General features: G+C 51.7%; 16 protein-coding genes. 8 read left to right on the top strand and 8 right to left on the bottom strand.

The features are described 5' to 3' along the window. Positions 1 to 177 precede the first annotated feature (177 nt). Complete coding sequence (locus ACYVAD_RS08510) at positions 178 to 1,128, bottom strand: sensor histidine kinase (RefSeq protein ID WP_461139069.1); 951 nt, start codon at positions 1,126 to 1,128, stop codon at positions 178 to 180. A gap of 325 nt (positions 1,129 to 1,453) precedes the next feature. On the opposite strand from ACYVAD_RS08510, the gene ACYVAD_RS08505 reads away from it, so the two are divergent. Continuing rightward, positions 1,454 to 1,603, top strand: coding sequence for a hypothetical protein (locus tag ACYVAD_RS08505; RefSeq protein ID WP_461139068.1), 150 nt, complete (start codon positions 1,454 to 1,456; stop codon positions 1,601 to 1,603). 243 nt (positions 1,604 to 1,846) lie between these two features. Then, positions 1,847 to 2,635, top strand: coding sequence for a bestrophin-like domain (locus ACYVAD_RS08500; RefSeq protein ID WP_461139067.1), 789 nt, complete (start codon positions 1,847 to 1,849; stop codon positions 2,633 to 2,635). 207 nt (positions 2,636 to 2,842) lie between these two features. Here ACYVAD_RS08500 and ACYVAD_RS08495 read toward each other — a convergent pair whose 3' ends face one another. The 3 genes from ACYVAD_RS08495 to ACYVAD_RS08485 form a co-directional block, all read right to left on the bottom strand. Next, a complete protein-coding gene (locus ACYVAD_RS08495; RefSeq protein ID WP_461139066.1) occupies positions 2,843 to 3,766 on the bottom strand; it encodes a helix-turn-helix domain-containing protein in 924 nt (307 codons plus the stop codon). 4 nt (positions 3,767 to 3,770) lie between these two features. Then, positions 3,771 to 4,745, bottom strand: a complete 975-nt coding sequence (locus ACYVAD_RS08490; protein ID WP_461139065.1) for an NADP-dependent oxidoreductase — start codon at positions 4,743 to 4,745, stop codon at positions 3,771 to 3,773. A 272-nt stretch (positions 4,746 to 5,017) separates the two neighbouring features. Continuing rightward, entirely contained in the window at positions 5,018 to 6,142 is a 1,125-nt protein-coding gene (locus ACYVAD_RS08485; RefSeq protein ID WP_461139064.1) for a TlpA family protein disulfide reductase, read from the bottom strand. A gap of 189 nt (positions 6,143 to 6,331) precedes the next feature. On the opposite strand from ACYVAD_RS08485, the gene ACYVAD_RS08480 reads away from it, so the two are divergent. The 4 genes from ACYVAD_RS08480 to ACYVAD_RS08465 all read left to right on the top strand — a co-directional run bounded on the left by ACYVAD_RS08480 (position 6,332) and on the right by ACYVAD_RS08465 (position 12,852). Then, complete coding sequence (locus tag ACYVAD_RS08480; protein ID WP_461139063.1) at positions 6,332 to 7,402, top strand: sensor histidine kinase; 1,071 nt, start codon at positions 6,332 to 6,334, stop codon at positions 7,400 to 7,402. Next, the gene (locus ACYVAD_RS08475) at positions 7,395 to 8,072 is read left to right on the top strand and encodes a LytR/AlgR family response regulator transcription factor (protein WP_461139062.1); all 678 of its coding nucleotides are present in this window, start codon (positions 7,395 to 7,397) and stop codon (positions 8,070 to 8,072) included. Before ACYVAD_RS08480 ends, ACYVAD_RS08475 begins: the two co-directional genes overlap by 8 nt. A gap of 348 nt (positions 8,073 to 8,420) precedes the next feature. Further along, on the top strand, positions 8,421 to 11,729 hold the full coding sequence (locus ACYVAD_RS08470; protein ID WP_461139061.1) for an efflux RND transporter permease subunit: 3,309 nt from the start codon (positions 8,421 to 8,423) through the stop codon (positions 11,727 to 11,729). Beyond that, the gene (locus ACYVAD_RS08465; protein WP_461139060.1) at positions 11,710 to 12,852 is read left to right on the top strand and encodes an efflux RND transporter periplasmic adaptor subunit; all 1,143 of its coding nucleotides are present in this window, start codon (positions 11,710 to 11,712) and stop codon (positions 12,850 to 12,852) included. The genes ACYVAD_RS08470 and ACYVAD_RS08465 overlap by 20 nt, the downstream gene beginning before the upstream one ends. A gap of 87 nt (positions 12,853 to 12,939) precedes the next feature. Here the strand turns inward: ACYVAD_RS08465 and ACYVAD_RS08460 are convergent, their stop codons facing one another. The 3 genes from ACYVAD_RS08460 to ACYVAD_RS08450 all read right to left on the bottom strand — a co-directional run bounded on the left by ACYVAD_RS08460 (position 12,940) and on the right by ACYVAD_RS08450 (position 16,275). Continuing rightward, entirely contained in the window at positions 12,940 to 14,997 is a 2,058-nt protein-coding gene (locus ACYVAD_RS08460; RefSeq protein WP_461139059.1) for a glycoside hydrolase family 3 protein, read from the bottom strand. A 251-nt stretch (positions 14,998 to 15,248) separates the two neighbouring features. After that, a complete protein-coding gene (locus tag ACYVAD_RS08455) occupies positions 15,249 to 15,701 on the bottom strand; it encodes a YybH family protein (RefSeq protein WP_461139058.1) in 453 nt (150 codons plus the stop codon). Between the two features lie 55 nt (positions 15,702 to 15,756). Beyond that, the gene (locus tag ACYVAD_RS08450; RefSeq protein ID WP_461139057.1) at positions 15,757 to 16,275 is read right to left on the bottom strand and encodes a glycine zipper domain-containing protein; all 519 of its coding nucleotides are present in this window, start codon (positions 16,273 to 16,275) and stop codon (positions 15,757 to 15,759) included. Between the two features lie 194 nt (positions 16,276 to 16,469). Between ACYVAD_RS08450 and ACYVAD_RS08445 the strand changes: the two genes are divergently transcribed. After that, entirely contained in the window at positions 16,470 to 17,084 is a 615-nt protein-coding gene (locus tag ACYVAD_RS08445) for a 2,3-bisphosphoglycerate-dependent phosphoglycerate mutase (RefSeq protein WP_461139056.1), read from the top strand. A gap of 24 nt (positions 17,085 to 17,108) precedes the next feature. Continuing rightward, a complete protein-coding gene (locus ACYVAD_RS08440; RefSeq protein WP_461139055.1) occupies positions 17,109 to 18,041 on the top strand; it encodes an NADP-dependent oxidoreductase in 933 nt (310 codons plus the stop codon). 225 nt (positions 18,042 to 18,266) lie between these two features. On the opposite strand, the gene ACYVAD_RS08435 is transcribed toward ACYVAD_RS08440, so the two are convergent. Then, positions 18,267 to 18,608 (bottom strand): hypothetical protein, encoded by a 342-nt coding sequence (locus ACYVAD_RS08435; protein WP_461139054.1) that lies wholly within the window; start codon positions 18,606 to 18,608, stop codon positions 18,267 to 18,269. Positions 18,609 to 18,906 lie beyond the last annotated feature (298 nt).

Raw genomic sequence — 18,906 nt, 5'->3', positions numbered from 1 at the left:
ACATGTCAAGTCTTGAACCGGCTTTGAGTAAGCCGGGAGTAGCGGCCCGAATGCGGGCCGAGAGTTGAAGAGATTTGTCTACGCGGATAAGGGGTTCGTTTTTAGACCAAGCCACGGCGGACTGTTCCCGAGCCGTACACTCCCATTGATCAATCTATTATTTTACCATTTCTGTAGTCAACTCGGGTATTGCCTAGAGAATGACAGGATAAACTGCGTACCGCCCTCTATCGGCTCGATCACGGAAAGCCGCCCTCCTAATAAGTCACACAGTTGTCTCACAATAAGTAAACCGATTTCCTCCCCGGATGCCAGTTGGTGTCCGGCGGATAAACCAGGCCCCGTGTCGGTAACCGTCAGATGCCATTCGTGCTCACTCACGCCAGTTTGCCAATCTAGTTGCACTCCGCCCACCCGCGTATACTTGATAGCATTTTGCAGCAGGTTCTGAGCAATCCGATAGAGCTTAACCCTATCGCCTTCAATCACCATAGAGCTAACTCCCTGCGTTCGGAGCCATAAGTTCTTTTCCTGGGCGACAGGTCGCATTACTTCGGTCAATTCGTTCAATAGATCGACTACATCAAAGCTTGTTAGTTGCAGTTGTTCCCGACCAGCCTCAAACCGGGTCACGTCCAGCAACTGGGTGAGTAGTAGCTGAGCTTGTTGAACGTTACGTTGCAGTATACTCATCATCCGTTGCCGCTCCTTCGGTGTCCGGGCCCGGAAGAGTAAATCAACAATCCCCCTAACGATACCAAAATAGCTTTTTAGGTCGTGCGCGCTTTGTCGTAGTAGTTCACTTCGCTGGTCAATTTGTTGCTGTAGTTGCTCGACCTGACTGGCGGATTTCTTCTCAACTACCAGCTCAACATCCCTGCCCCAATCAGTCGAAGCGGGTACTGGGTTATCAACTACTACTTCTAGCTTTACCAGTTGCAGTAGTTGATCGATCCGTGTCTGGGAGTCCTGTATTTGTTGTTGGCGACCCTGGTAACGCTGTTGAAGCAGCAACAGCCGGCCATTCGCCTGGAGTACCTTTGAGCGGGCCAAAGCCAATTGGTGGACCATCTGATTATGCATCAGCGACAGAGGGGATGACGGTGTTGATTCCAACTTAGTAGGCACGGGGGTAGGCAGACAAGCCCGTTGTAGTCACGTTAACAGTTATTTGTCATACGATAAGTAGAATTGAATAGTTTTGGTCCGGCTTTTACTTTTCTCCTCAGTGGCCAAAAGTTATTCTGGTTGGGGTTCTCCGTCGTTCCTGGGCCGCGATAGTATACGGAGTTCGTTGTTTGCCGCCAGGTCTTTCAAAACCGCTCCGGCGTAAGCCACAGGCACTTTCGTCTTTGCGCACCTTAAGCCAGGTGTTTGCTGAAACCTTACCAGCTGCCACGATAGACTCGGATGATTTCCCTACTGACTAACGTAAAATAAATTCTATAACAAAGTGGAAAACGGATTGGGGCAGGCTGGTGTCGTGCCTGATGTCATCGCGGAGAAAGATCAGGCGCTCACCAAAGCGCAGCAACTATACTGGTTGCCCAAACTAGGTACTACCTCTAGTGTAGAAGAAAAAAGAAGATTCATGGGCGGTTGAATCAGTTACCGAATAAGCTGATCACCCCATAACTTAATCACCCGTAAGCCTAAGTTTCTGCCTTCACGGCGGCTAGAAAGATACTGGTCGGTCCAAGTGATTAGTTTGTACCGCACGCAGACGATTGACAAGCAACCAGCATCGCCGACGCTTGTGTGCTCCCGGGCGAGCAGAAACCTGACCTTCAGACTCAAAAACAATTTACGACGATGGGCAGTCTTACTTATGCATTTTTACTCAACCATGGTCTGGTTTTATAATATACCCTCCTGGCTTTTAGCTGCCCTACTTGTCATCGTTACCACAAGCATTTCCTGGCTATGCATGCTGCTGATTCGGCGACCTTTACAACGTAGCGCGGTGGCGGCCCTGATTGATAATGGTACGGTGGGCTGGTTCTTTTCGGGTGTAACTATTTTGTATGGCCTGCTGCTGGGCTTACTGACGGTGGCTACCTGGCAGAATTTTACCCAGGCGTCAGCCTTATCGTCCCATGAAGCCGCTCAACTCTCGGTGCTTTACCGAAACTTAGGCGGCTACGCCCCCACTCAGCGGCAGCCATTGCGGGACCAGCTACGTCGCTACACCGCACACATTGTAGAGCGCTCTTGGCCTCTCCAGCGGCAGGGTCTCATTGATGATTCTGAATCAGACGAATTCTTACGATTACAGACGCTACTACTGGCCTATGCCCCCGACACGGTGGGCCACGAACTGATCCATCAACAGGCCCTGCAAGCCTTCAACGACTTAGCCGAAACTCGTCGGCTACGGGTGGAAGCTATTAGTGGCGGGGTACCGGCGGTCATCTGGTGGGTTGTCCTGATTGGCGCTCTGGTGACGCTTGTGTTCTCAGGGTTGTTTGTCATGCCTTCGTTTTGGTTTCACGGACTGTTGACCAGCCTGTTAGGCATTATGCTGGGATTGTTGATCTTTCTAATCGTTGCCCTGGACCACCCTTACTGGGGAGAGGTAAGCGTAGGTACGAAAGCCTATGAACTGGTGCTACAAAAGGTGATGATTATCCCCTAGTGAGGTGGTCACTATCCATAGTCCCGTGGCGATTGAGCACAAGCCCCTGTACAATTCAGCGAGAAAGGCACTAGTGACGGATTGAGATACTATCTGCACGTATTCCACAGTCAGTTTATCAATCCACGCTGGTTTAATTGATCAGAGGTTTACTACGGCACAGGTAATACACCCGTGCGGGTTGTACCAGATTAAGTGGAGCGGTACTCAACGCTGCTTAAAGGAAGTTCTAAAATCCAGCGGGGATTGAGTAGTTTTGGCTTTGAACAGCTTGCTAAAGGATGGCAGGTGTTCAAAGCCTAATTCATAGGCGATTTCACTGATGCTCAACTCAGTGGTGGATAGCTTTACTTTCGCCCGCTCAATCAGCTTGTCGTGAATGTGTTGCTGGGCCGTCTGGCCAGTTAATACCTTGAGTAAACTGCTTAAATATTTTGGAGAAACGTGCAAGGCATCGGCAAGATAGCTGACCGTTGGCAGTCCCTTGTTTAGTAGATCACGCTGGCTAAAATAATCCGCAAACACACTTTCCATCCGCTCCAGGAGCTGATGATTCGCCTTCTCCCAGGTCATAAACTGCCGGTGGTAAAACCGATCAGCATAGTTCAGCAGGGTTTCCAGATGCGAGATGATAATGCGCTTGCTGAAGGTATCCAGGTTGGATCGGCATTCTTGTTGAATTGCTTGAAGAGTCGTGATTAAAACAGCCTCTTCCCTATCCGCGAGAAACAAGGCTTCGTGCACCGAATACCCCCAGAAATCGTAGTGATTAATCGTTTTGCCCAGGGAAGTATTCCAGAGAAAATCGGGATGGATGAGCAACATCCACCCCGACTGGTTAAGTTGAACCGTACCCGGATCAACGGAAAGACTCAATACCTGGTTGGGCGCGATGAAGGACAGAATGCCCTCGTTATAATCATAGGTTTGCTGGCCGTACTTCAGTTTGACCTGCTGCGCGTTAGCAACTCGTTTGAGGCCCATGCAATAGAAATCGCAGCACCAGGATTCCGGTTCGCTTAGCTTTAAGCTGTCTACGGATTCCAGGTTGAATACGCTGATCAGCGGGTGCTCGGGACTGGGCAGTTGCCGATACTGGAGAAACTCGCTGATGGTTTTATAGCGTTTCATTGGTTCAGGGTTCTGTTCGTATTTCCAGTACTAATTTACCCCGTACATGTTTGGTTTCGCTTTGGCGATGGGCCTCGGCTACCGCCTGTAACGGATATACCTGGCTCACGACGGCTTTTACCTTCCCCTCGTCAATGAGCTGAGTCACCTCATCCAGGGATGAACTATACGTAGTTACGCTGCCTGCCCCAACCATGGTCGCCGTCGCATTCTTGGCAGACAGCGCCTGCAGAAACTCCTGGCTAAAGGGCTCATCCAGATGCGTACACACAAAAATACTACCCTCTTTCATAACGGCAACCGATGACAACCTGAGCCGCTCATCACGAACGGGCGAGGCATTAAAGACCACATCGATGTCGTTCAGCAATTCCGCAAACGACTGGTTGCGATAATCGATCACTTCATCGGCACCCAGCTCACGTAAAAAATCAACGTTGTGAGCGGACGCCGTTCCGATCACGTAGGCCCCTTTTGCCTTGGCGAATTGCACCGCCAGATTACCCACACCGCCTGCCGCTCCGTGAATAAGCACCCGCTGCCCTGGCCCTGCATGACCCAGATCCACGATCCCATTCCAGGCGATGAGGGCGCAGGAAGGCAGCGCACCGGCCTCGTTAAACGAAATTCGCTGCGGCATCCGCCAAAACTGACTGGCCTTGGCCGCAACGTATTCCGCGTAACTGCCGTCGCCAGGAAAGTTGGGAACGCCGTAGACGTTGTCCCCCTTTTTAAACCGGGTGACTGCGCTACCGGTTTCTTCGACCAACCCAGCCACGTCTAATCCCAGCCCCAGGGGTAATTTGAGAAATGAACGTAACACGTCATTACCGCCTTCACGTATGACGTAGTCAGCGGGGTTAACGCTGCTAGCGTATACTTTTATTAAGATTTCGTCTGCGGCAGGAACCGGTTTTTCCACCTCAACCAACGTCAGTACGTCTGGCCCACCAAACTCAAAAATGCGAATCGCTTTCATCGTTCTGATTTTGTTTATGCAAAGGTGGGCACGATTATCAGGAGCGATTTAGCCGAACTACGGTTTGGTTTAGTCGAAAGTCAGGACCGCATTGTTTAGTGCAAATCTGGGCAAGGGTCAGGGGTGCTCGTGCCCGGTAAGCCCCGAATCTGGTGTATACCCACAGCTGATGTATACAGGAAACCGTCTGCGTTTATCAACCATTGACAGAACGTTACGTACCGGTTGCTGAGATAAAGAACCTTTAACGTAACGGGAGCTCACCTAAACAGTCAGGAATCGAGGAGAGTCTGGATGGTCGCTTCAATATCGGTCGTAAACCCTTCCCTGACCAACACGATGTTGCCCTGCTGGTTGATTAACACGTACAACGGAATCGCTTCCAGTTTGTAGGCTTCCCGGAGCCGGTCATTACCGACCAGCGTACGGAAACTGATCCCACGCTTTTGGAGCACCTTTCGGGCGACATCCAGTTGATTCGTTTCGTGGGTGATTCCATACACCTGCAAGCCCTTACTAGCGTATTTTTTGGCCAGCTGTTCTACTTTGGGCAGGGAGGCAAGGCAAGGGCCACACCAGACTTCCCAAAAATCCAGGAGTGTCACTTTACCTAGGAAGCTTGCGGACGAGACACTATCCTTTTCCAGGGAGGCTACCGTAAAGGCGGGGGCGGTTTTGCCCACTAGTTTTTGCCCGGGTTTCGTTCGATTCGTCGTCGGTAGTTTTTGTTGGTAGCGGCTCAGAAAGGCTGGTTCCTGAAAGGTAGCAGCGGGCAGGGAATCGTTCACGGTCAACGAGGTGATCTGGTAGAAGAGATCCTGTACTTTACCCAATGTCTCCTGATGCTGTCGAACGCTCATAGGTAGCAGCGTGGTTTTGTCAATGCTCAAGCGCTTAAATCGATTGGTGACGTCGTGCTCGGTCAAGTCATCGTACTGGAGTGTCAAATAGTAAAACTGTCTATCCTGCCCCAAGCTCCATCGAACCGCTTTGGTCGTATCCAGATTAACTACATCGGGCATGACCAATCGTCCCCCGGGCTGGTTGAGAAGCTGACGAATCTGGTTAGGGTCTGTCGACAGCGTATAAGTCCGGGTAGAGTCGTCCGTCTGGTAGCCCACCCGGCCATCGTAAACCACCTCACCCGCGACGCCATCCTGCCGGGATCGAAACCAGAAACCAATTAATCGGTCGGATCGATCGATGCGTAGTTCGGTTCGGCCGCTAAAGTGTCGGACCATCCCCGTAACCAGCGTGTCGGTTCGTGTCATCGTATACGCCAGCGTTTGTAAGCTCAGCTGCTTTTGTTTAACAGCGGCAATTAACTGACGAACGTCTTGGGCGGTGAGCGACTGGCCGCTCGCCAGGAAAAGGAAAAAGAAGGCGATCCGAAGCATGGGTATGTCGTGTTTAGCAGCACAAACGTAACTCCTCACTCCAGTCTCAAACGGGCAATTCGGCTAAGCCGTCAAACAATTCGACCGGAGCGGTTTGGTCGAAAAAAACGGGGGATTAGTCGAAGATGGATACCGCCCGGACCAGGCTCGGCGGGAAATGCTCTATTTTGCCTTTGTAATGCAGTAGCTATGAACCGTCTTCTGGCAGCCAGCCGAACCGAGCTCTATTTTTTCAGTATCGTTTTTGTGCTCTTCCCCATCCTGACGATGGTTGAATTTGGGGTTAATGAACCGGGGGCAACGTATCCAGCGTGGCCTATATGGGTAGAACGGGTTCTTTACGGTATCCTGGATAGCCTTCCTTATTGGCTTTACTACAAGCTGATCTTACCCACCTTGTTTGCCAAACGATACGGGTCCTTCACCTGGCAGCTAGGTCTCTTCATCGTGCTGCTGGACGTTTATCAGCACTATCTGGTCTACGGTTTGGTCATGCAGGCACAGTTTTTACCGAACGAACTGATTAAGCGGGCTCAGCGATGGTATAAAGCTCCCGTTGTTCTTCATTTCAGTATCATCTACGTGCTCCGGCAACTGTTGATGGTAACGGCGCTGGGGTATTACCGCCGAGCCACCTGGCAGCAACAGAAACTGCATGAGTTGAGCCAATACCAACTACAAGCCGAACTTGACTCCTTAAAATCGCAGTTACAGCCCCACTTTTTCTTCAACACGCTCAACAACATGTATTCGCTGGCGCTTCAGCAGTCGGCCAAAACGGCTCCCCTGATTGCCCAGCATGCCCACATGATGCGCTACGTACTTCAACAGGCCAAGAGCCATCGGGTTCCCCTGCGTGATGAGATCGACTTTCTCGCGAATTACGTCGCTGTCGAATCCGTACGCTTTTCAGAGCAGACCTCGATTCAGTTTGAGACGCAGGGAATTCGGAGCGACGTATTCATTGAGCCGCTGTTGTTACTACCCCTACTTGAGAATACGTTCAAGCACGGACTGCACCAGGAAATTACGACTGGTTTTGTCCGGATTCTGGTTGTGCTGCAGGAGCAGGACCTGATTCTGGAAACGCATAACAGCAAGCTGGGCCGGGTAACCGAGTCGAATCGCTCCGGTATCGGCCTTCAAACGACCCAGAAACGCTTGAGTCTGCTGTATCCTGGTCTTCACGAATGGCGTATTCAGGAAGATGAGTGTACGTATACGCTCTACCTATGCATTACCTTGTCGTCCCATGACTAGCTGTTTACTCGTTGATGATGAGCCGCTAGCCCGGCATATTTTAGAAACGTATATTGATCGAACGCCGGAGTTACAGCTGGCCAGAAGCTGTGGGCATGCCTACGAAGCGTTTGAGGTGCTGACCACTCAGTCCGTTGATCTGCTGTTTCTGGATATTCAACTGCCGTCGTTGACCGGCATCGAGTTTTTACGGCATCTGAAACAACCCCCGGCCGTTATTTTCACAACAGCTTACCCGGACTATGCCGTGGAGAGTTACGAACTGGAAGCCGTGGATTATCTGCTGAAGCCCATTACGTATGAACGCTTCGAGAAAAGCCTGGAAAAGTTCTTCAAACGCACCAGCCTTGTGCCGAAGCAAACGGCTCATACCTACTTCAAGGTCGATGGCCAGTTGGTCAAGCTGCTGCACGCCGATATGCTCTATGCGCAATCGATAAAGGATTATCTACTGATTCGGACGGTTGATGGCCGTTACATTACCCACATGACCATGAAAGCCCTGACCGAGTTATTACCAGAAAGCGAATTCAGACGAGTCCATCGTTCGTTTCTGGTCAACTTGGCGCACGTCAGGATGGTGAGTCGTCAGTCTTTGGAGGTGAATGGTGTCACTATTCCGATTGGTGATAGCTACCGAAGTATTCTAAACGGATTTCCAGTAAAATAAACAAACGCTGGTCGTTGTTCCTCCGCAAACTAGATCAATACATAGCTTAAAATATTCGGGAGGGCATTTTGTCTTTCCAGCCTCATTCCAGTAGCGGACCGCACCTAACCCCTCCGCTGTTTTCTTGATCCGTAACACGACGTGCAGCACGGGCTCAACGCCCATCAATACATTCTTCATCCGGGAGCGATCAGCGCCAAACAGCTGTCTTATACCGAATAATTTTGTAAATTTTAGGATCGAAACCCTGATCATATAACGGTTTTTAGAAAAATTTGGCTTTTCTCCCAGCCAGATGTTTAGTCAAGGGGCCCCTCTTGAAAACCATTAACCCAACTCAACCGAATTATGAATTTAATTCGCTCCGCGCTGCGAAAACCAATTACAATTCTGGTGGTCGTGGCGAGCTTGTTCTTTTTTGGAATCAATGCCATCCGTAACATCAAAGTTGACATTTTCCCGAAGCTCGACCTACCCGTCATTTACATCTCCCAACCGTTTGGTGGTTACACGCCCAACCAGATGGAGTCTTTTTTTGGGAAACAGTACGTTAACCTCCTGCTTTACGTATCGGGCGTTAAGAGTATTGAAACCAAAAATATTCAGGGGCTTACCCTGATCAAGCTATCGTTCTACGAAGGAACGAATATGGCGCAGGCAGCCGCCGAAGTGTCGGCCTACTCCAACCGGGCCCAGGCCATTTTCCCACCGGGTTCGCAACCGCCGTTTATCCTTCGCTTTGATGCCTCGACGCTTCCCGTCGGGCAGCTGGTCCTGAGCAGTCCTAAACGCACAAACAATGAATTACAGGATCTGGCGAACGTGTACGTTCGGGCGGGCTTCAGCTCGATTCCGGGTCTGGTAGCCCCGGCTCCCTTCGGTGGTAACTCCCGGTCCATCGTTATTAAAGCCGACCCGGCTCTGCTGCGCTCGCACAACCTGACCCCCGATCAGTTGGTGGCAGCCCTACGGATCAACAACCAGGCTAGCCCGGCCGGTAACGTGCGGGTGGGTGATTTAAACTACTTTACGCCCGCCAACACAACGGTCAAAAATATTGAGGATTTCGGCAATATCCCGCTGTACACCGGCTCGGTTCAGAATCTGTTTCTGAAGGACGTAGCGACTATTGAAGATGGTGCCGACATTACGCAGGGTTACGTACTGGTTAACGGCAAGCGTTCGGTTTATCTACCGATCACTAAGTCGGCCGATGCCTCCACCTGGGAAGTCGTACAGAATCTGAAAGCGGCCCTTCCCCGTTTTCAGGCGTTACTACCCGAAGACGTTAAGCTCACGTATACCTTCGATCAGTCGGTCTACGTCATTAACTCCGTCGAAAGCTTGCTGACGGAAGGAGCCATTGGCGCTGTTCTGACGGGACTAATGGTCTTGCTCTTCCTGGGCGACGTTCGGGGAGCGCTGATTGTGATTATCACCATCCCGACCTGTATCATCGCGTCGGTCCTCTTCCTCTATCTCTTTGGGCAGACGATCAATATCATGACGCTGTCCGGGTTGGCACTGGCCATCGGTATTCTGGTCGACGAATCGACCGTAACGATCGAAAATATTCACCAGCACATGGATATGGGGAAACCCAAGGCACTCGCCATCTGGGACGCCTGTAAGGAAATTGCCTTCTCCAAATTGCTGATTCTATTCTGTATCTTGGCCGTGTTTGCGCCCGCTTTTACCATGACGGGGATTCCGGGTTCGCTGTTCCTGCCGCTGGCCCTGGCGATCGGTTTTGCCATGGTTACGTCGTACCTGATGTCGCAGACGCTGGTCCCGGTACTGGCGAACTGGATGATGAAGGAACATCCGCATAAAAGCAACGGGAAGGCAAACGGGCACGAAGGCATCAACGGCCATCTGAGTCAGGCGAACGGTATCAGCATTGCCAACGGTCGACAGACGAAAGACGACATCCTGCACGAAAAAGAAAAGCTGGCGCACAAAGCGGACCTGAATAACGATGGCAAGATTGGTACGTTTGAACGGATCAGGATGCGGTTTATCCGTGCACTGGACGGTATGATGACCTACCGTAAGCCAATCGTCATCAGCTATCTGATTGGGGGGCTTGCCATTGCTGCGGTTCTGATTACCATCATCGGTCGGGACGTATTACCCAAGAATGACGCGGGCCAATTTCAGGTTCGGATACGCGCAGCCGACGGAACCCGGTTGGAAAAGACCGAAACGACCATGCTAAAGACCCTCGACGTACTGAACAAGCTTGTCGGGAAAGAGAATATTGAAATTACGTCGGCGATGGTCGGAATGCACGGTGCGCAATTCTCCACCAGCCCCATCTATCTGTTCATGGCCGGGCCGCAGGAAGGTGTTTTACAGGTCAGCATGAAACATGGATTTGACAAGGACATGGACGAGCTGAAAGACGAGTTCCGGGCGCGCATGAAAAAGGAACTGCCGGGCGTTAAGCTCTCGTTCGAACCGATCGAGCTGACTGACAAGATTCTCAGCCAGGGCTCTCCCACGCCGATTGAAGTCCGGCTGGTTGGTAAGAACAAGAAGCAAAACGAAGAATACGCCAATAAGATCATTACCAAGCTGAAGCAGATTCCGTATCTGCGGGATGTGCAGATTGGTCAGTCGACGAACTACCCAACGATCGAGGTCAACATTGACCGGGTACGGGCCTCCCAGCTGGGCACGGATATCTCGTCCATTTCGCGGTCGCTGATTGCGTCGACGTCCTCGTCGCGGTATACCGAGAAAAGCGTCTGGATCGACCCCAAATCAAGCCAGAGTTACAGCGTACAGGTACAGGTCCCAGAAAACCAGATGAGCAGCATTAATGAGCTGGGCGAAATACCGGTCTTACCAAATACCAACCGTCCGGTACTGAGCGATGTAGCGACGCTGCAAAAAGGAACGACAAACGGCGAAAACGACAACCTGGGTGCTATCCCGATCCTATCCGTAACGGCCAACCTGAAAGATATGGACCTAGGCACGGCCGCCACCGATGTGCAGAAAGCAATCGACTCGCTGGGCGAAATGCCGCGCGGCCTGACCGTCGGCATTCAGGGCCTGAGTCAGGTGCTGAACGATACCCTCGCCAGCCTGCAAACGGGGCTGTTAACGGCGATTGTCGTCATCTTCCTGATGCTGGCGGCCAATTTCCAGTCGTTCAAAGTATCGCTGGTGGTGCTCTGTACGGTTCCGGCCGTACTGGTGGGTTCGCTGACCCTGCTCCTGCTGACGGGCTCTACGCTGAACCTGCAATCGTACATGGGCATGATCATGTCGGTTGGGGTGTCGATTTCCAACGCCGTCCTCCTGGTCACCAACGCCGAAGAATTACGTTTGCGGAACGGTAACGCCCTGCTGTCGGCCAAGGAAGCCGCTTCCGTCCGCTTACGTCCGATCGTGATGACCAGCGTCGCTATGGTAGTAGGGATGATCCCGATGGCGTCGGGTCTGGGTGAAGGCGGGTCGCAGTCGGCTCCGCTGGGCCGTGCGGTAATCGGTGGCCTGATTGCCTCGACCTTTGCTGCGTTATACATGCTCCCGCTGGTGTTTGCCTGGGTACAGGGCAATACCACAACCCAGTCGGTATCCCTTGATCCTGAAGATAAAGAAAGCAAGTTTTTTATTCCCTCCTCGTATGAACCGGTTAACAACTAACCCTTTTCGTAACCTGCTCCTTGTCGGTAGTTTTTTCGTTTTACAGTCACTAACCAGTTGCCATTCGCAAGAAAGTAAGGCCGACGTAGCCGAATCGGAAAGCGCGCCGGAAACCACCGAAGTATTCGCGCTCCAAAAAGGTAAACTGTCGTCTTCCTTACAGGTGCCGGGTGAACTGGTTGCGTACCGGGACGTGGATATTTACGCCAAAGTGAGCGGCTTCATCAAAACGCTGTACGTCGACATTGGCTCAGAAGTTACTCAGGGACAGCTGTTGGCTCTGGCCGAAGCTCCCGAATTGAGCGCCCAGCTCTCCTCGGCGCAGTCAAAGCTTAAAGCCCAGGAAGCGTTATCCATTGCCAGCAAGGCTAATTATGACCGGATTCTGGAAGCGAGTAAGTTCTCGGGAGCGGTCTCGAAGAACGATGTCGATCAGGCCCTGGCCAAACGTAACGCTGATCTGGCCCAGTTGGAAGCGGCCCGTTCATCCTATCGCGAAGTAGCCGACCTGAAACAGTATCTGCAAATCCGGGCTCCGTTCAACGGCGTCATCAGCGCCCGGAACGCCAGCACAGGCGCCTACATTGGTCCAACGGGGAAAGGATCCGAGTTTCCTCTATTCGTACTGACGGAGCAGAAACGATTACGTCTGGTTATCTCGGTTCCAGAAGCGTACACGGGCTACGTTGATCAAAACGAAACGGTCAGTTTCAGCGTCAAAGCCTTCCCCGACCGGAAGTTTACGGGTCAGGTGAAGCGGCAGGCGGGTGCGCTGGACAAACGACTTCGGTCGGAGCGGGTTGAAGTTGACGTTCTCAACAATGACAAGAAACTGCTGCCCGGTATGATTGCCGAAGTCAGCATTCCGCTGCCGACGCGTACCAGTACGTTCATTGTCCCCAAATCCGCCGTGGTCAACTCATCGACCGGTGTGTTTGTGGTGAAAGTGATGAACAACAAAGCAACCTGGGTACCAGTGCAAAAAGGACTGGAAGCCGACGAGAAAATGGAAATTTTTGGCAAACTAAACGAAGGTGATCAGCTCGTCATGACAGCCACCGAAGAGATCCGGGACGGTTCCCCCGTTACGCCAGCTAAAACGACCGGTAACGCCGTGCAATAAGTACTATACCCACGTAACACAAAAGCCGCTTCCTAAAGAAGCGGCTTTTGTGTTACGTGGGGTATGGGTATTCGGGTGACACTACAGTTATCTCTTGGCTGAATCGTAGCTTAAGCCAGTACCAAAGTAGAACAGGCCATATCCTTTGGGCTCTTCAAAACCCGGCACATCGGATTTGTTTTCAGCTACGACCTGATCAGAAACCGGGATCGTAAAGGGCATTTTCCCCGTCGGGTTATAGACACCGCTCACGACATCCAGCAACGCATCGGCCGTCGTACCAAACGTAGCCAGTATGGTTTTAGTGGCTCCACTGTCCAGTTCATCCAGCACCCATGGACTGGAGAAATTGATCGCCAGAACAGTCGGTTTGCTCTTGATCAACTCATTGACGTGCGCCATGTCAATCTTATTCTTTGACAGTTTCAGCTCGATAGGCTTGTCCGCCGACGCAAACAAGCCCCCAGCGCTTGGGATAAGCCATAAAAGCACCACATCCGCTTCATCTTTACTCGACACAAATTCCAGTGTGTTATTAGGAGTTACGGGCTTATGAACGGTGATCGGACTAGCCGCCCGGCCGTTGTCGTAATAGGTTTCGAAATACACTTTCGTTTTGGGTCGTAGTGGCAACACCTTTTCCGCATTACGGAGCAGCACAATCGATTTCCGCTGAGCTAAGTCGGCCTTTTGCTGAAACTGAGCATTCCCAACGAACTTCTGCGCCTTTTCCGCGTCCACGTACGGGTTTTCAAAAAGACCAAGGACAAATTTTTCGGTCAGCAGACGCACAATTGATTCATTGATGCGCGACTCTGTGATCATTCCCTGCTTTACGGTTTCCAGCAGAATAGTTGGGTCAGCCGTTCCGGAAAACAGGTCTACTCCAGCCGTCAAGGCTTTCTGGTAGCGCTGATGCAGGGAGAGATTCTCTACACCCCAGGGCATCATTTCAATTGGCCCCGTATCAGAGTTGACAATCCCTTTGAAACCTAGTTTTCTCCGGAGAAGGTCCTGAATAATTGCTTTGTTGTACGAGAAGCCGACTTCCTCAAACTCCTTCCCTTTGGGGCTGGAATAATAAGGCATGATCGCGGACGTACCAGCTTCGATGGCCGCTTTGAAAGGTTTGAGGTGATAGGCAAACATGCCACCGGGATAATGGGCGTATTTACCCCAGTCAAAGTGGGAGTCAAGTCCCTTTTCCTGTGGACCTCCACCGGGAAAATGTTTGGTTGTCATGGCCACGGACGTCTTTCCTAGTTGAGTACCCTGGAAGCCTAGCACAATCTCGCGAATCATGCTGGACGTCCAGTCGGCATCTTCCCCGAATGTGCCTTCGATACGTTGCCAGCGCGGTTCGGTAGCCAGATCGGCCATGTACATATAGCCCTTCCGCAGGCCCACGGCCGCCCACTCCTGACGGGCAATGTCGGCAAACTCGCGCGTGAGCGTCAAATCGTGCATGGCTGACAACCCTAATTCGCCGGGCCATTTTGAAAACGCCGTTGTCCCTACGCTTAACCCGATAGCCGCATCGAGGGTAATATGATTCCGGGGGTTAGACGCGACAATAGCGGGAATCCCCAGACGGGAAGTTTCGCATAATGCCTGGAGCTGATTCGCCCACTCCGCAATGGTCCTGGCCGGCGGATTGGCACGCAGAATGAAATGGCGCAGGTGATACTGGGTCACTCCTTTTGTCGTCCCTGCCGCCGACATGATCGGCACCGTCAACGGCTTACGGGTAAACATGTTGTTGGGCTGTACCAGGTCCTCTTCGTTGAACCCACTGGTAATTTGAGCTGGCCCACGATTAGCGCCGGGTGCGTTTTGCTGTAAGGCATTATCGCCCGCCATCCGGGTGGTACTGATAAGCATAAACCCTATCTTCTCTTCCAGACTCATCTGAGCCAGTAAGTTCTGGACCCGTTTTTCCACCGGCAGACGCCAGTCTTCATAAGGATCTAACTTGCCGTTTTTGTTAAGATCCTTAAAAGTTAACCCATTCTGAGTCAAAATTTTTGCCGATCGATAACCTAGTACGGGTTGGTCTGATTTCTGCGCCAGCATCGAGTTGCTGGTCAGCACACCCACCGTCAGCCACAGACATACTCTGTAAAACTCTTTGTACAGTTGTTTCATTGGGCTAAAAGGTCTGGCACCTGGAATCTCACCATCGGACAAATCCGTTACCTATGGTGGATTGGGGTTGTTAGGTGGATTGTTTTACGACTTTCGGTTACGGACAGAAAGTCGTATTCAGCCTGATTATACTAAGCCTCTTAGCTTTCTCAAACCGCTATCAAACCCTCATCACGCCAGCCATTTTCGACGATGCGTACAACCATACCGCCAATAACCAAGAAAGCCGCTCCTGGGAGCGGCTTTCTTGGTTATTGTTTCACCTGCACCGGCAGGTCTTCTAACTGAGCGTAACTAAGTTTCCAGGTGTCGTCGGTGCCTTTCTTCCAAAGGAGGATGAAATTTCCTTCGCCGAATCCGTGGGGTTGTTGGGGTTGCTCGGGCAAAACATCGACCGAAAACGTTCCCGCTTCGTAGGCCATCGTAGCATCGGTTCCGGAGCTTACTACGTTCGTTTTCAGATCATTCAGCGACGTAATGGTTTCCCGTACCCACTTCTGAGATACTTCGGACTTCCCGTTGAAACGAACATTTCCCTGCAGAAACTGGACATCTTCGGCCAGCATGCCAATGACCTTATCGGCGTTCTTGTTGTTCCAGGCTCCAATGAACTCCTGGTTTAGAGCTTGCACATTGGCCGTCTCGCCTGATTTGCACCCTACCAGCAGCCATGCGCTGATAAGTGCCAATACGATATGTTTCATGATTTTAGTGAATGTAGTTGGGAGAGTAACTGACGTACCCTCCCAAAGGTTGGCATTACCAGCTCTTACGCCGGTAAATGGATGAGCCATAGGCCGTCGACTGATCCCCGTATGACACATTGGTCAGGAAGGACGCATTCAGCACGTAAGGCGACGTTGTTGGCTTAGCCGCCACTGCTGCAGGCAGGGCAACAGGTTTGGCCGGTCCCAGTCCGTGAGCTGGAGCAGCCGCCAGAGCTGCCCGTTCTTCGACTGCCCGCTCGGCAACCATACGACGTTCGCGTTCGCGGGCAGCCTCCGCTTCGGCAGCCGCGATACGGGCTTCGGCTTTGTTCTTGTTGTCCTTGTTTTTACCAATCAGGTAGCCAGTAGTTCCACCAACGGCCCCACCAATCAGACCGCCGACCAAACGGTTTCGCCGGTTAATGAGGGCTCCGGCGGCTCCACCCGCAGCGGTTCCGATAATAACCCCTTTCGTCTGTGGTCTCATTCGCCGGCGTTGCGCCTGCGCTGGGGTATAAAACGTTACGAATAGCAACAGAGCCAGGAGTAACGCGAGTTGATTCGTTTTCATAGCAATTGATTTTACAGGTCAAACATCAACAATTGTTGTTTAGACAAACGGAAGCAGGAAAGGTTTATTTCCCTAGTCAACTGACCTACCCTAACGTATGACCAAAGCCAATTGTTCGACGGTTACGGGTTGGCGTCAAACAGTTGACCGCTTTCTGCGGTAGTTTACAGAGGATACAACCACCCACATATACTATGGCTCTTTTTGTTATTGTTCGCCATGGACAATCAGAATGGAATCTGGAGAATCGCTTCACGGGCAGCACCGATACACCCCTTACGGATCAGGGTCGCCAGGAAGCCCGAAAGGCCGGTCAGTTGCTCCATGATGATCGCTTTAGCATCGGCTTTACATCGGTCCTGAAGCGAGCCGTTGAAACCATGTCCATTATCTTGGAAGAAACTACTCAAACAGACTTACCCGTTGAGCGCAATGCCGCGCTCAACGAACGCTACTACGGTGATTTACAGGGCATGAATAAGCACGACGCGGAGCTTCAGTTTGGGAAGGAGCAAGTTTTTTGCTGGCGACGCGGGTACAGCGAACGCCCCCCGAACGGTGAAAGTCTGGCTGATACGTGCCATCGGGTAATGCCTTTCTTCAACGCTCACATTCTACCACATTTACAGAAGGGAGAGAACGTGCTGGTTGTAGCGCACGGTAATAGTTTGCGGGCGCTGATGATGCAGTTGGAAAACATTAGCCCCAAAGACATCGAACAGGTCGAACTGGCTACGGGGGTGCCACGCCAGTATACGTTCGATGGAGCGACAAAGACATTTACCTGGGTAAAGAACAAAGACGAATAATTAAGTAGCTAATCTGAGATAACCATGAAAGCAATTGTCTTAAGCGACTGGGGCGGCCCCGAGAATTTCTCCGTTCAAGATGTTCCTAAACCCACCATCAAACCCGACGAGGTCCTGGTGCAGGTGAAAGCGTTTGGCGTCAACCCGGCCGATTTCAAAACCCGAACGGGTACTACACCCTACGCAAAAAACTACCAGTCTCCGATTATCCTGGGCTGGGATATGGCGGGGGACATCGTAGAAGTGGGTGCCGACGTAACGAATTTCAAGATAGGCGACCCGGTGTTTGGTATGGTTAACTTTCCTCAGCCGGGCAATGCCTACGCCGAATACGTAGCAGCCCCCGCGACGGATCTGGCGATCAAACCAACGGCGCTTCCCTACGAAGAAGCAGCTGGTGCTCCCCTGGCGATCCTGACCGCCTGGCAGGCGCTAACGGAACATGGCGACCTCAAACCTGGGGAGAAGATTCTGATTCAGGCCGCGTCAGGCGGGGTCGGCCATCTGGCCGTTCAACTGGCAAAGGCGCTGGGTGCTTACGTGATCGGCACGGCTTCGGGTAAGAACGAGGAGTTTGTCAGGCTACTCGGTGTCGACGAGTTTATCGATTACAAAGCCACAAACGTAGTAGACGCCGTTTCGGACGTGGACATGGTTTTCGACACGGCTGGCGCTGACACCATTTTTGAGTCGGCGAAAGTGCTTAAATCGGGCGGCCGCCTGATTTCGATTGCGTACGGCGCCATGGATAAAGTGCTGGCCGAGCGTCCCGACATTCGCGCCGAACGGATTCAGGTTCATACCAGTGGCGAAGACCTGGAAACCATTAGTCAACTCGTCACCGAAGGCCGCGTCATTGTGAAGATCAGCGAAGTGCTCCCTGCTGAGCAGATCGCCGACGCGCATCGGCAACTCGAAAGCCGTCGGACAACGGGTAAAATCGTGCTGACGTTTTAAAATTCCCGTGTTAAAAAAGCGTTGGGCCGACTAAAGCTGATACGAACACGTCATTCAACTCAATTTTTGTCATTCCGAGGAACGAGGAATCTTCTGATAAATGGATATTTCTTCCCCTCTCCCGAAGATTCCTCGTTCCTCGGAATGACAAAAAAGACAGCTTACCAAAGCCGACAGATTTCAAACAGACTATTGATCTCGCTCTTTTCTGAAAGGCAACTGTACTTATTGCCGTATGTAGCGAACGTCGGCGTCCGGTAAATCTTTTGCAAACTTCTGCACGATTTCATCCATTCGCCGAAAAGCTGTTTTGTAAACAGACTTATCCCTTCCTTTAAAGACGACAGGGTCGTCCTCGATTTCGATCCCCATCACTTCCGATGACCACTGGGTCCGGAATGTGGCCACGCTGTTTTTTGCGTCAACCAGCAACCGCATCCGCCAAATGGTTTTAAGCGTGCGATTCTCCGTTGCGAACCCGTTACGCTGCCTATCGGGCCGGGCGATGACCCACCCCTGCCCTCTCAGGAAGCTCATCGTCTCTTTAAACAGCAACGAATCAGCCATGGACGATCTAACCTGAATGCTGGTTGCACCCTCCGGTATTACTTGGCCGTAACAATGGAAAGAAAGAAGAATTAAGCACGTAAAAAGTAACTTCATCATATGGGTTTTTACCGCAAAATAATGGGTAGCAGTGTGCTCGTAGGCCTTTATCGATTATTTGGTAGCTGATCGGCAACGCTTGTTACCCGGGTCGGGTCTATGGTACTTTAGGCGAAACAAAATCATCAAAATGGAACGCCTGCCCTCCGACTTACCCCTCGCTGCTTATGCTGATTAATACGTTTGTTTCAATAACTAA

The sequence above is a fragment of the Spirosoma pomorum genome (assembly GCF_054776615.1).
The sequence above is the reverse complement of the archived record's forward strand: the minus strand, read 5'-3'. Positions and strand labels throughout refer to the sequence as shown.